This window comes from Chryseobacterium sp., from assembly GCF_022869225.1.
Classification (GTDB): Bacteria; Bacteroidota; Bacteroidia; order Flavobacteriales; family Weeksellaceae; genus Chryseobacterium.
The window spans coordinates 3,045,794-3,059,780 of sequence record NZ_JALIHL010000001.1; the positions used below are offsets into that span (position 1 = coordinate 3,045,794).

Consider the following 13,987-nt stretch of genomic DNA (forward strand, 5'->3'; position numbering starts at 1 on the left):
AAAAGCGAAGACAAATTGCTTTGCTCCGCCTTTATTTATTTTGTTATCAATTAATCTCCGCTGATAATGCTGTGGAGATTCTGTTTTAATGTTTCCAGATGAGCTTTTTTCTCATCAATGGTGTTGTATGTATCTTTTAAAAGAGGATTTTCTCTTGACGGTTTGTTGAAGAAAGAAAGGTTGTTTTCCAGTTTTACGATTTCAGCTTCAAGATCAGAGATTTGGTTTTTGATCTTTCTTGCTTTATCGGTAAGCTGGTTTTCAGATAAACCTTCTTCTTTCAGTTCAAGTTCATTGATCTTATTGATCTTCAGTTTCTCTCTTAAAGTCTTATTGAATTCTGTATTGATTGAAATTTTATCACGCGGAACTTTTCCGATATTGTTCCATGATGTTTTAATCTGTTCTATCTTTTCGATGCTCCCTTCTTCGTTGGAAACCATTTTCAGTTCGTCAAGAAGAGCTTTTTTATTTTTATAATTTTCTTTCCAGTTATCGGTAGAAGTATTGCTTTTTTCTCTGTAGTTGTTAAAGAAAGCATTACATGCATCACGGAATTCATCCCAGATTTTATTGGTCATGCTCTTAGGAACGTGCCCAATTTTTTTCCAGTCTTCCTGGAGTTTTTTAAACAGGGGAACGACAATATCCCATTCTTCATTGTTCATATTGTCTTTGGCCGTTTGAATCAGTTTTAATTTCTCTTCCAGATTGGCTTGTTGGGAGCCTTTTAAAGACTTGTAATAATTGTTTTTTGTTGTATTAAAGCCTCTCAGGGTTGTTTTGAAATCATTCCAGTTCTGGTTGGAAAGTTTTCTTGGAACACTTCCTGTTTTCAGGAAATCGGAACGAAGATCTTCCACTCTTTTAATGGCATTCTGCCAGTAGCTGTGGTTGGGTGTTTCTGAAGGCTCGGAAAGTTTTTTGATCTCAGCAATGATCTGATTTTTCTTTTCAAGATTGGCAGTCTGTTCTTTTTCGATAACAGCAGACAGTTCAGATTTTCTTTCGTGGATTTTATTGGAGATTTCTTTGAATTCTTCCCATGTTTTTTCACGGAACTCTTCTGCCACAGGCTCAGCTTCTTCTTTCCAAAGTTTGTGCAGATACTGAAGCTCATTCAAAGCTTTCTGAATCACCGGCTCGTTTTCCAATTCCTGGGCGCGGGCAATGATATGTTGTCTTTTTTCTAAATTATGGCTGTATTCCTGTTCCAAAAATTCTTTATTTAAATCCAGCATCTGATAAAACTGGTTTAAATGGTGGAAGTAATTGTTGTTGAGTATTTTAAATTCAGATTTTGCAACCTGTCCTGCTTTTGACCATTCTTCTTTGATTTCGCGAATGGATTTAAAGAGGTTGATTCCCGGTTCAGAACTGGTGTACAGGTTTTTAAGTCTCTCAATGATGTTCTGACGGTGTTCAAGGTTCTTTTTCTGTTCCTCTTCCTGTCCTTTTTGAAAGTCATCATGCTTTTCTCTGAAAATATTGATCAAAGCAGAAAGTCTGGACTGTAAAGAGTGCTCGTAACTGAAGTTTTCAGGTGCGTTTCCGGCTTCTACATATTCATGTTTTTTATCTTCCACTTCATCGTGGATGTAATGACTTGCTTTTTCCTTCAGCTGGTTGAATTTTTTAAAGCTTTCACCGGCGTTGGGAGTGTTGATGATTTTTTCCATTTCTTTCAAAGCATCAGCCAGGGAAATGTCAACATCTTCATGTTCTTCCGCATGCTCAGCATCATCTTCATGAGGAGCTACATCATGGGAATCTTTATTTTCCGATGTTTCCTGGGATACTTCGTTAGCATTTTTCTTTTCTTCGTTGTCAGAAAGATTGTTTTCTGTAATCATAGCAAATCTTTTATGTGAGTGGCGTTAATAATATCCTTTGAATATAGCTCTAAAGCCAATTAAAGTACTAATTTATGTTATTTTTTTCAAACATTCCAAATTTCCCAGGCTTTTTCTGCTTGTTGTTCAAGCATATAATAACCGTTGACTGTTTTTGCTCCTTTTTCCGAAGCATTGATGATAAACTGGGTATAATTGGGATTGTAGATTAAATCGATCACCAGATGATCTGAAGAAAGGGCGTCAAAAGGAAAATTCAAGCAATCCTCAACGTTGGGGAATGTTCCCACCGGAGTACACTGAATGATTATTTTGTGCTCCTGAACGGTTTCTTTGTCCAGGTTTTCAAAATTAATTTCTGTACTTCTGGAGATGGTTTGGGATGGAATACCCAGCTTGTCTAAAACATATTTTACAGCCTTTGCAGCACCTCCGTTTCCTAAGATCAATGCTTTGTCATGGGATGGTTTTCTGTGAAGGAGAAGTGTTTTTTCGAAACCGAAGGCATCGGTATTATATCCAGTTTTTTTACCATTCCGGATAAGAACACAATTGACGGCGCCTATTTTTTCTGCTTCATCACTTAATTCATCCAGATAATCCATAATTTTCTCTTTATAGGGAATGGTTACATTGAAACCTACAAGTTCCGGGGAAGCAAGAAGATCTTCTACTTCATTGATCTCGTTCAGGTCGAAAATATCGTAGGAGAAATCTTTAAGCATAAGCTTTTGGAACTTATTTTCGAAGAATTTTTTAGAAAAGGAATAGGAAATATTTCGTCCTATCAACCCTAATTTTTTATTGGAATCCATTGATCAAAAATAAAAAAAAGACCGGATAAATCCGGCCTTTGGTTTGAAATATTTTTTAATAATTAATCGACGATAAATTTCGTAGCTGTATTATCTGTTTTTAAGATATATGTTCCTTTTATTACTCCCGAAGGTTGATTTTATTTGAATTTTTAAAAGGATGGGCAATCGTTTGAATTAATTTTCCTGCAAGATCATAGATCTCAGCTTTTGAAATTTTGCCCAGGTTTTCTCCTTTCACAAACAGCTCATTATTTCTTACCGGGTTAGGGTAGATGGTGAAGTCTGACTTGTTCTTTTGAGTTTCAGAAGTGGCTAATGTACTGTAGCATGTCCAGCTAAGATCATCCAGGGCTACTCTGTTTGAAGTAGACGAATTTGTCAGCTTAATCACAATATTTCCGCTTACGTTTATGTTGTTAATGGTGGTAGTGGTTGCAACATCACTGTAAGGGATGGTTCCTACATTAACATTATTTATCAAAACATTGATATTACCAGCAATTCCTGTAAATTTTAGCTGTGTTGTTAAAGTTAAGCTCTGAATTCCACCTGAAAGTGTTGAGCTTGTTAAATTACCATTTCTGATTGTTATAGCCTTATTGTTGATGGTCTGGTCAACTCTAGCGTCTGTTGCAGTCCATGAAATTCCGTTATTCGTCCAGGTGGCTGTCAGATAAGTGTTTGCAGCACCGGTAATCATTTCAAAATCTTCTGTTCCGCAACTTCCGCCAACCGGGCCATCCAGAGTAGTTGCTGTGGCTGTTGTACTTTGTGGTGAAGAGTTTCCGGCTGCATCTTTTGCGATGATATAGAATGTATATTGGGTAAGCGGAGATAATCCGGTTACGGTTGTAGATGTTGCAGTACCTGAAACAGTCGCTCTTAAAGTACCGTTGGCATAAATCTGATAAGAAGCTACTCCTACGTTATCGGTAGCTGCTGTCCAGCTTAATGCGACAGAGTTTGAAGTAGGGTTGCTGGCAGCCAGATTGGTCGCTGCAGTAGGTGCCTGTGTATCGAGAACCGGAGTTCCCCAGATCTGAGCCACATATTCAGGGTGGTCAATGAAAGGGTTTCTGTTTCCCTGATAGCTATAAGAAGCGTTGTTTCTTGCAATTTCTTCCTGGGATACAGGATCCATGATGTGCCACGCTATATATTGATTAAGGGCCCAAGGCTGCAGACCGGGAAATGTAGTATTGGCAAGCATTCCACCGGAAGTGAAATTAGCAAGCTTATCTTCATATCTTGTAACGAAATAAAGAATCATTCGGGCAATATCTCCTTTAAAAGCATCGATAGGTTCAAATACAGTACCTGAATACCCCTGAGATACGGATGATCCTAATTTTGATCCGTTTTTAGAAGTGAAAGAAGCGCTTCCCACAACACCGTAAGGATAGTTGGATCTCATACCGTTTACTTTCCCATCGGTAGGGCGGATAAAATTAATGTCTGCTACCATTGGAGAAGCACTGCTGAATAAACTCTGAGGAATAACGTGCTCTCTGTTGTAGCACTGCCCTTCAACTGAATATGTCCCACACTGGTTGACTCCTAAAGTGTAGCTGTATTGATCCGCTCCATTTGGATTTTCAGAATAGATATCCAGAATCGTTCCGTCATTTTCATAAAAGTAATCGCGGTCAGTAGTAGCATAGCCGTTCCACAAGCCATTATAACCATGATCTATATGCCCATTAGTAATAATGGTTTTAAGGGCTGTTTTAAGAGCGGCCCCTGTTAGACCTGCTGCAGGGCCATAATATCCTGCCGGAGCCTGTGCCAAAGTGTTGATAAAAATCACACTCAGTAGAAAAAAGGATAAAATTCGTTTCATTTTTTAAAATTGGGGCGTAAAGGTACGAAAAAACGAAAGTGAAAAAGATAGGTTGTATTAAATATATAAACTTAATATATTAATTTTTAGTAATATACTCTTTGCTGATTTTTGAGAAGAACCAGGAGATTGCAATACCAAATAGAGAAGCGGTACATGCGACGATGAAATAATTTTTTCCAACAATCTTTACAGGGAAGGGAAGTACTTCATTGGCTCTGAAGAATTCTGTGTAAAGCTGGAAGTAACATAGTGCTGTACCCAGAATTAATCCTGAGATCACTCCCGAAATGACAATGAGAATTCCGGTATAGAAATACGTTCTCCTTAAATGGCTTAAAGGGAAACCTAATGAGATAAGAGATTTTGCCTGTTCTTTCTTATCCAGCTGAAGGATAATAATAGCTCCCGCAAGATTAAAGGTCGTAATAAAAATAACCAAGGCAAATATTAAATAGATAAATAGTTTTTCCGTATTGATCATCTTCCAGAAGGCTGCATTTTCTTCTTCTTTGGTTTTTATATCAATATTTTTGCCAAGAGCAGAAAGTAAGCTTTGTTTCACAGCATCTGCATTTTCCGGATTTTTAAGTTTAATAACAATCTGGTAAGCTGACTTTTTTGGTAAACTAAGCAGTTCTTCGGTAAGTTCAATAGGGGAAATAATGTAATTGTCCAATTGATCTTTTCCCGGGAAAACACCGGTCACGAGAATATCTCTTTTATTATAAATATCCTCTTCTTTATTAATAATACCGGTTCCCGGCTTAGGCATAAAGATGGTGGCGTAATGGTTGGAAGAATCCACAGGAATGGAAAGCCTGTTGTCCAGACTGTTTTCCATTAATACCTCATTGGAATATTTGAAACTGGGAAAGGTTCCGTAAAAAACGTCCTTATTGATAGGGTTTACTTTGATATAAGCGGAATCTACTCCTCTTAAATAGGCAATGTCTCCTTTCCCGTTGAAGCTGACGTATACTTTTTCTTCAATAACGCGGGAAAAGCTGCTGATCTCTTTATTGCTGAGTAAAATTCTATTGACCTTGTCCAGGTTCTTAATGGTTTTTCCCGAAGTACTTTTTAACGTTAAATCAGCATGAAGGTTGGAAATAAGGTCTTTATTCAGGTCTTCCAGTCCTGAAAAAACTGAAATAATAACGAACATTGCAGTCACAGCAACCGTCATAGCGCCTACCGCCAGCCACGTAATAAACGTAACGGCAGTACTGCCTTTTTTAGCCAAAAGGTATCTGGATGCTATGTAAAATGCAATATTCTTCAAGATCTATAGAACAGGATTGTCGCCTTCGCCTCTTAATTCTCTTTCCAGTTTTTCAACATCATCAAGAGCCGTATCTAAATAAAAGTTAAGCTGTGGAATGATACGCACCTGTTTTGCCATTTTCTGGCCAATGAAATTTCTGTATTGAGGTTTATTTTCCTCGATTTCTTTCATTACGGCAGAACGGAACTCCTGTGGGAAAATGCTTAAATAAATTTTAGCAATACCCAAATCTGCGGTCACTTTTACGTCTGAAACGGATACCAATATGCTCTGCTTGCTATCTGCAGCCTGTTTTCGGAAAAGCTCTGCGAAGTCTTCCTGAATGATCTGTGCTACTTTTCTTTGTCTGTTACTTTCCATAATTTATGCAAATTTAGTACTTTTGTTTGAATTGATACTTTCAAATTAAGCTACAGTATCAAATTTACGATTTAATTATATTTATTAGTATTTATGAAACTAGAACATATCGGTATTGCCGTAAAGTCTTTAGGAGTCTCTGATGAGCTTTTTGCCAAGTTATTAGGAAAAGAATCTTACAAAAAAGAAACGGTAGAAAGGGAAGGGGTAGTGACTTCTTTTTATGAGACCGGAGAAAGTAAAATTGAGCTGTTGGAAGCCAGCAATCCTGAAAGCCCGATCTCAAAATTTATCGAAAAGAAGGCGGAAGGGATCCATCATCTGGCCTTTGGGGTTGAAAATATCCTTGAAGAAGTAAAAAGATTAAAAAATGAAGGATTTCAGTTTATCTCCGAGGAACCGAAAGAAGGTGCTGATAACAAATTAGTTGTATTCCTTCATCCAAAGTCCACAAACGGCGTGCTGGTAGAACTTTGTCAAGAAAAGCAATAAAAAATTTTGTAGTGAAATAAATTTTACTATTTTTGCAAACACAAAATTTAACCAAGTTTTGAGGTCCTATAGCTCAGTTGGTTAGAGCACCTGACTCATAATCAGGTGGTCCCTGGTTCGAGCCCAGGTGGGACCACTTTTTAAATCAAGCACTTACAGAAATGTAGGTGCTTTTTTATTTTTTGACTGCGACAATACTGCAACATTTTATTATTTTTGAGTAATGGAAATTAAAAGTAGCATATTATATCCTTTTAGAGAATTACATACCTATTTAGATATTGGTATTTATAAAGACTTAAAGAGTTTTTATGCTTCTTTTGAAAATAAAGTAATTGGTCATAGAATTAAATCAAAAAATAAGGATACTCATATATTTCAAATTTATAAAGATTCATATTCTGTTGGTGCAAATGACTTTGCTGAATTTTCTTTTGAAAATCATATTAAACGTACTCTTGACAACTTAATATATGAGTCTATAAATATGATTCAGGAGGGAATAAATATATGTTTTATAAACAATAAATCTATATCGAATTATTTGGATAAGATAGAAGAATCTTCTAAATTACTTCTAAACAATAAAAGTATTCAAGAATTTACATTTTTGAATCAACATCTGAAGATCATTGCCTCTGAATTTAAATTTTATAGGAATTCAGAAAGTATTTCCGAAGATAACACTATTTTTAAAGAATCTCCATTTAAAATAAAAGAAAATATCAAACGTTCTTTTTTCTATAAATTATATGATATTTCACAAAGGCACTTTATTATAGATTCTGATTTTTCAAAAGAAGATTTTATTGATGTATTTACAGAAGTAGAAACATCTAAAACTATTAAGTTTATATGTTCCAATTCTCTCATGATTACTTTTCTTGAAGAAATTAGAGAGGCATTCACTAATTTTAAGCCTACTTCAATTGAACAATCACACCGATTTCTCACGAAACAAGGCAAATTTCTCACTATTACTAATTACGATTCTTCAAAACAAAGACTCATAAATGGGAATCCTTTATCTGAGGTAAATAATTTATCAGAGGATATCCAAGATATTTTTGAAGAAATACTATAGTACTCACATTTCCCCTCACAAACTCACTCACACTTTCGGTGTTCCATTTTTGAAGTAAACTAATTTTACATCAGAAATCGATGCAAATTGTGCGCACAAGCAGCATCATAAAATAAAATTAAAATGGAAATAAAATCCGAAAAAAAGATTTTAAGCTTTAAAGAAGCATTAGCGTACTTAGATGTATCACCAAGTTTACTTTACAAATTAACATCCCAGCGAACAATCACGTATTTTAAACCCAATGGCGGTAAAATCTATTTCAAGAAAGCAGATTTAGACTATTGGATGCTTCAAAATGAAAATAAAAGCAAGGAGCTTTTAGAAGAAGAATTATTAACAAAAATTAAAAGTAAAAAACATGAATAGTTGGACGTTGCAATATTTGGTTCATTATGAACAAGATGATAGATATGATATAGGTAAAACGGATGGAGAAGGTTTTAATGCTAGAATTTCAAAGATGATTAAGGGGCTTATCATCACTCGTTTTGGTGATAATCTATTTAATTATGAATTAGAGGGTAAAACATATCGCGGAATTTGTGTTCATTTTTATGATGACATATTTGAAATTACAATCCCTGTATTTAGTAATGAGTTTGATTATAAGTTGGCAGATTTATTATTAGGTTACTTAGCTTTCTATTCAAATGGGTGTATTGAAAATCAGACATTTGAAAAGAAGATAGATTTGCCTTATGATAATGCACTAGAGCATGATAATTATTGTTATTCTGTTATTAAGCAACCTACCCTTAATTCAGGTGAATTAATTCAAAAATATCAAGAAAATGGAACAGCTTAAAATAAACGGCGGAGTGATCAACGAACTGATTAAAGAAGGAGTATATCGTAGGCTTCCTAAAATATTGCAAAATATTACTAATCCATTTACAGGACGTGAAAGAGATATAATATTAACATCATCTATTGGAGTATTAAGTGCTTGTTTACCCAATCTGTATGGGATTTATGATGGAGATAAAATTTATTCCAATCTGTATGTAATGATTATTGCTCCGGCAGCATCAGGTAAAGGAGTGATGAATAAATCAAGGATTTTAATTGATAAAATTCACGATCAGACTTTGAAAAACAGTATTAAAGCAGAAAAAGAATGTAAAGAAAAAAAGAAAGAATCCAAAGAAAAAGATGATGCTCCATGCCCATCAATAGAGATCAAAATAATGCCTGCAAATATTTCCACAGCAGAAATGTATACGTATATGGGAGCCTCTAATTATGGATTGTTGATTATGGAATCGGAGGCAGATACTATGAGTAATATGCTCAATAATGACTGGAGTAATTATTCTGATATATTGAGGAAGTGTTTCCACCACGAGCCTATATCTATAAGTCGAAAAATGGAGAAAATATTTGAAGATATTAAAGAGCCGAAACTGTCTCTGGTGATGAGTGGAACGCCGGAACAATTAAAAACATTGATTAAATCCAAAGAAAACGGTTTGTATTCAAGGTTTATTGTATATACCTTTGATGAAATCAGTCAGTTTAAGAATGTATTTTCGATCAGCACCAGGAACAATAATGCTGTATTTGAAGAAGAAGCGAAAAAAGTATTTAATCTTTATGAAACACTAGTAGGTTTAAAAAAGGGAGAGATAGAATTTAAGCTCACTGAAAATCAGGTAAGAAAATTTCTAAAAGAACTTACTGTTATGCATGGGGTAATAATGGACTTTCATCCCCAATCTTTTATATCCAATCTCAATAGGCATGGACTTATTTTATTCAGAGTAGCAATGATATTAACAGCTTTACGTAATATTAATAATATTTCTGTTGCTGGTAAAAAATTAGTGTGTTCCAATGTGGATTTTATATTGGCATTAGAGATAACAAAGGTTTTTCTAAAACACTCATTGATTACTTATAATACATTCGATGATGGTATATTGTCAGAAAATGATGAAAAATTATTATTTGGACTGCCTTTTCAATTTACCAGAGCCGAAGCTGTTAAGTTAGCAGAAATGCATAATATACCTAAAAGAACGATGGATGATAAGCTCAAACAATGGAAGAAAAAAAACATCATTACTCCCATAAGGCAAGGGCTTTATAGACGAAGCAGAAACTTCATGTAAAGGATGTAAAAGTTGCAATTTCTGCAATTTCAAAAAATTATACTTAAATCAACTGCCCAATTTATCGAACATTCTATTGGGCAGTTATTTCTCTAAAATATTTAAAAGATAAAATAATGAATACAAGTATTAAAATCGTACTTGACAGTAGACCTATGTCTAATAATTTGTACACTGTTTACCTTCGAATCATCAAAGACAGAAAAAGAAAAAATATTGCTTTAGGCTTAAAATGTAGGAAAGAATACTTTGAAAATGAACAGTTCCTGAAAGGGCATCCAGACTATAAAGTCGAAAATGACCTGCTTATCAGCTTCAAGGCAAGAGCCAATAAGATTATAAGAGACTTTCAGAATGAAGGTAAAAACTTCAGTCTTGAAGAGTTTGAATATAAGTTCAAAAATAAAACAACGGAACAGAATGTCTTTGTAGCTGGGTTCTTTGATGAAATTATTGATGAATTAACTCGTTCAGGAAGAATTGGAAATGCAAGAGCATATAAAGATACTAAAGATTCTTTTGTTGGTTTTGGAGGTAAGAAGTTAAGAATTAATGATATAACTCCTGTTTTGCTGGAAAAGTACGAAGTCAGTTTAAGGGAAAGAGGAAATGGTAACGGTGGAATAAGCTTTAAGATGAGGCATTTGAGAGCATTGGTTAATAAAGCTATAAAACGTAAGCTTATCACGAAAGAACATTATCCATTTGAGACTTATAAAGTTTCAAAGCTTAAATCAGTAAACAATAAGAAGGCGCTTAGTATAGATGAATTTAAAAAGCTGAAAGATGTTGATTTATCCAAGTCGCCACATCTGCGTGAAGCATACAACTATTTTATGTTTTCCATCTATGCAAGGGGAATGAACTTTATTGATATGATGAAGCTTAAATGGTCAGATATTCAGGACGGTAGGATTTATTACGTAAGGTCTAAAACGAAAGCCAGTTTTAATATCGAGATTATCCAGCCTATGCAAGATATTATTGATTTTTACAAAGCCCAGAAAAGGAATTCCCAGTATGTATTTCCTATTCTCTTGCAAGATGATTTAACCCCTATTCAGATTGCTAATAGGAAGCATAAAGTATTAAGCCGCTATAACTCCAAACTAAAAGAAGTCGGAAAATTGGCAGAGATTGATAAACCACTTTCTTCTTATGTTGCTAGGCATAGTTTTGCAACGATACTTAAATATTCAGGAACAAGTGTGTCAAAAATTTCAGAAATGATGGGGCATAGTGATGTTCAGATTACCATGACATATCTTAAAGATTTTGAAAATGAAGATTTAGATAAGGAAATGACAAAATTAATAGAATTATAAATATGAATAATAAAAAACAGAAAAACTTTTTCTTAGTTAATGAAGAGGATTGCATAAACTATATTTATACAATAAAACAGGCAGCTGAGAAAATAGATCCGAGAAATCTTGATGACATGACTTTATATCATTTTATGAGAGTTAAAGGAATGATCTATAAAAATGGTTTTCCACATAAAGAATTAATGAAAGAGGGATACTTGATAAGTAAAAAAAATAATCCGGGAGATTATACAACTTTGATTACTCCAAAAGGATTAAAATATGTAAAGGATAGATGGTGTAGAAGTCCAGATAATTGGCTTGAAGGCTAATATATTAAAAATTTATTAAGGTTAATTTCAATATGAGATTAACCTTTTTTCATTTAAAAGATGAATCATTAAACAGAAAATATTAACAATTAAATTTTAAAACGTATGCAATTAAAACAGTCACAAAGACAACAAGTAAAGCTCAGATTAGGATTATCTGGTGCATCAGGGTTTGGAAAGACTAAATCAGCCTTATTATTAGCTTATGGAATGACACAAGATTGGAATAAAATAGCTGTTATAGATACAGAAAATTCCTCTGCTTCTTTATATTCAGATTTGGGGAATTACAACGTTCTCGATCTACAAGCACCTTACTCCCCTGAAAGGTATATTCAGGCTATTGAATTGTGTGAGAAATCAGGAATTGACTTAATTATCATAGATTCAGTTAGCCATGAATGGAATGGTACAGGTGGATGTCTTGATATTCACGAGAAACTAGGTGGGAGGTTTCAAGATTGGGCCAATGTCACACCGCGCCACCAAGCTTTTATCAATAAGATATTACAGTCAAGTTGCCATATCATTACTACCACCAGGAGAAAAATAGACTATTCTTTAGATGTTGGGAGCAATGGTAAAACCCAAGTAGTAAAGCATGGAACAAAAGAGATTACCAGAGATGGTTTTGAATATGAATTAACCATCAACTTTGAGCTAGTCAATGAAAACCATCTGGCTAAAGCAAGTAAAGACAGAACAGGACTGTTTATGAATAAACCTGAATTTATTATTACCTCTGAAACAGGTAAATTAATATTGAACTGGTGTAATTCTGGAATTGCAGAAACTGCAACTGCTTCAAATAGTATTGATTCCCCTGCCAGTCCTCAAAGCTCTATCAAACCTATTACTTTTGATCCTGGTATAAATTACTTATCTAAAGATGATATTCTAACTAAGATTAAAACCAGTAATACGATTGCAGAGCTTTTAGCTATCTATAAACAATATCCTGAATACCAGGAAGAACTAAGACCTCAATATGAAGCCAGAAAATCATTCTTAATCAAATTATCCAACCCTCAAAACTTTTCAACCAATGGACACCATTAATAAAATCAGACCAGCTACATTAGAAGAAGCATTTGAGCTTAAACCAGCACAGAATCTCAAAGAAATTTCTCTGTATGAAAGCAAGATGAACAATGGCACAGCTCATCATTCAAATCAGGATTATTTTATTCCTGGTGCTGTTTCAACTGAATTAGAACAAGATAAAGTCTGGCAAGAGTTTGATAGTTCTCTTCAAAGAATTGAAGTTCACCAGGAAAATAAACCAATGGAAGAGAAAACATATGAGTACAAACCTTTCATTGAAGCAAATACACAAGAAGTCAATCTCTACCAGCTAAAGAATGATTGTATCATTCCTGTATTCTCCAAGGATAATGAAAAACCATTGCTCATCAGGAATTTATTGACATTACACAGGACTGTATTAGTAAGGTGTTTTCTCATCAATTTTTTATGCAGCCTGAAATAAGAGTTTCACACCAAATTAAAGGCAGAACTCCTGATGCCATTTACAAGAATGCAAAAGATTTATTAGACCATGAAAGAACACAGTATTTTGAGAGGATGGCATTTATTATCAGAATTCCTGGTATAACTGACACTATTAATGGTAATGATCTATCATTAACAGTAGGGGGAGTTAGAGCCTATAATCAAGAGAACTTATATAATAAAAAGACTTTTGAAAAGTTTAAGTTCTTCATTGGCTTCCAAAACAAAGTATGTTGCAACTTGTGTGTTTGGAGTGATGGCTTTGTAGATGACATGAGAGTAAGTTCATACCAAGAGTTGCAGAATAAAATTATGAACATTTTAACAGAATACAATGCACAAAAGCATCTATTGGAAATGAAAGAATTCTCAGATCATTACTTAACTGAGCATCAGTTTGCTCAATTATTAGGTAAAACAAGACTGTATCAGCATATTTCTAAACCTGAAAAGCAAAGGTTGAATATTCCACAACTTACTTTTAATGACAGCCAGCTCAATACCATTGCTAAAGATTATTATGATGATGAAAGTTTCTGTAAGGCTGATAATGGAGATATTAACCTATGGAATGTATATAATCTCTTTACGCAAGCTAATAAGAGTAGTTATATAGATACATTTTTAGATAGAAATTTGAATGCCTTTGAGTTTTCAAAAGGTATTCAACAAGCACTCAATGATGATTCTGATTATCATTGGTTTTTGAGTTAATTCTTGTAACCTCTTCCATTATGGAAGAGGTTTTTACACTAAGGATATAATATTTTTTTTATTCTATCTTTAAATTCTTCTGGGCAGTCTATTATTAACCTTTCTTTTTCATTTTCACTTATTTCATTTTCAGTTAGCCATTCTTCATGATTAAGATTCCATTGACTCTTATCATATAAATGTTTTATTTTGCCACTCTCATAAAATGTATAATCATTATCAAGCATTCCTTTTTTCATGGAATTAATGCTACAAATTATTTTATCTTCCATT

At 34.0% G+C, this 13,987-nt stretch carries 14 protein-coding genes, 1 tRNA gene and 1 pseudogene; 10 read left to right on the top strand and 6 right to left on the bottom strand.

The features are described from left to right. Positions 1–50: 50 nt before the first annotated feature. From MUW56_RS14230 to rbfA, 5 genes are all read right to left on the bottom strand, one after another. The gene (locus MUW56_RS14230) at positions 51–1,853 is read right to left on the bottom strand and encodes a DUF349 domain-containing protein (RefSeq protein ID WP_292013798.1); all 1,803 of its coding nucleotides are present in this window, start codon (positions 1,851–1,853) and stop codon (positions 51–53) included. Positions 1,854–1,939: 86 nt separating this feature from the next. Further along, complete coding sequence (locus MUW56_RS14235; protein WP_292013799.1) at positions 1,940–2,668, bottom strand: shikimate dehydrogenase; 729 nt, start codon at positions 2,666–2,668, stop codon at positions 1,940–1,942. A gap of 121 nt (positions 2,669–2,789) precedes the next feature. Beyond that, complete coding sequence (locus MUW56_RS14240; RefSeq protein ID WP_292013800.1) at positions 2,790–4,511, bottom strand: endonuclease; 1,722 nt, start codon at positions 4,509–4,511, stop codon at positions 2,790–2,792. A gap of 79 nt (positions 4,512–4,590) precedes the next feature. Further along, on the bottom strand, positions 4,591–5,796 hold the full coding sequence (locus MUW56_RS14245) for an ABC transporter permease (protein WP_292013801.1): 1,206 nt from the start codon (positions 5,794–5,796) through the stop codon (positions 4,591–4,593). 3 nt (positions 5,797–5,799) lie between these two features. Continuing rightward, positions 5,800–6,159, bottom strand: coding sequence for a 30S ribosome-binding factor RbfA (gene rbfA, locus MUW56_RS14250; protein ID WP_291934406.1), 360 nt, complete (start codon positions 6,157–6,159; stop codon positions 5,800–5,802). Positions 6,160–6,252: 93 nt separating this feature from the next. On the opposite strand from rbfA, the gene mce reads away from it, so the two are divergent. From mce to MUW56_RS14300, 10 genes and pseudogenes are all read left to right on the top strand, one after another. Then, on the top strand, positions 6,253–6,651 hold the full coding sequence (gene mce / locus MUW56_RS14255) for a methylmalonyl-CoA epimerase (RefSeq protein WP_292013802.1): 399 nt from the start codon (positions 6,253–6,255) through the stop codon (positions 6,649–6,651). Positions 6,652–6,713: 62 nt separating this feature from the next. Further along, positions 6,714–6,787: transfer RNA gene (locus MUW56_RS14260), tRNA-Ile, on the top strand. Between the two features lie 87 nt (positions 6,788–6,874). After that, positions 6,875–7,735, top strand: a complete 861-nt coding sequence (locus MUW56_RS14265) for a hypothetical protein (RefSeq protein WP_292013803.1) — start codon at positions 6,875–6,877, stop codon at positions 7,733–7,735. 123 nt (positions 7,736–7,858) lie between these two features. Then, complete coding sequence (locus tag MUW56_RS14270) at positions 7,859–8,104, top strand: helix-turn-helix domain-containing protein (protein WP_292013804.1); 246 nt, start codon at positions 7,859–7,861, stop codon at positions 8,102–8,104. Continuing rightward, on the top strand, positions 8,097–8,543 hold the full coding sequence (locus MUW56_RS14275) for a hypothetical protein (protein ID WP_292013805.1): 447 nt from the start codon (positions 8,097–8,099) through the stop codon (positions 8,541–8,543). Before MUW56_RS14270 ends, MUW56_RS14275 begins: the two co-directional genes overlap by 8 nt. Next, positions 8,530–9,849, top strand: coding sequence for a DUF3987 domain-containing protein (locus tag MUW56_RS14280; RefSeq protein WP_292013806.1), 1,320 nt, complete (start codon positions 8,530–8,532; stop codon positions 9,847–9,849). The genes MUW56_RS14275 and MUW56_RS14280 overlap by 14 nt, the downstream gene beginning before the upstream one ends. Before the next feature lie 116 nt (positions 9,850–9,965). Then, on the top strand, positions 9,966–11,174 hold the full coding sequence (locus tag MUW56_RS14285) for a site-specific integrase (protein WP_292013807.1): 1,209 nt from the start codon (positions 9,966–9,968) through the stop codon (positions 11,172–11,174). A gap of 2 nt (positions 11,175–11,176) precedes the next feature. Further along, positions 11,177–11,488 (top strand): phage antirepressor KilAC domain-containing protein, encoded by a 312-nt coding sequence (locus tag MUW56_RS14290; protein WP_292013808.1) that lies wholly within the window; start codon positions 11,177–11,179, stop codon positions 11,486–11,488. 105 nt (positions 11,489–11,593) lie between these two features. After that, the gene (locus tag MUW56_RS14295; protein WP_292013809.1) at positions 11,594–12,547 is read left to right on the top strand and encodes an AAA family ATPase; all 954 of its coding nucleotides are present in this window, start codon (positions 11,594–11,596) and stop codon (positions 12,545–12,547) included. Between the two features lie 226 nt (positions 12,548–12,773). Continuing rightward, positions 12,774–13,714: pseudogene (locus tag MUW56_RS14300) on the top strand (DUF3871 family protein). Between the two features lie 38 nt (positions 13,715–13,752). On the opposite strand, the gene MUW56_RS14305 reads toward MUW56_RS14300, so the two are convergent. Next, positions 13,753–13,986, bottom strand: a complete 234-nt coding sequence (locus tag MUW56_RS14305; RefSeq protein ID WP_292013810.1) for a hypothetical protein — start codon at positions 13,984–13,986, stop codon at positions 13,753–13,755. Position 13,987: the final 1 nt, after the last annotated feature.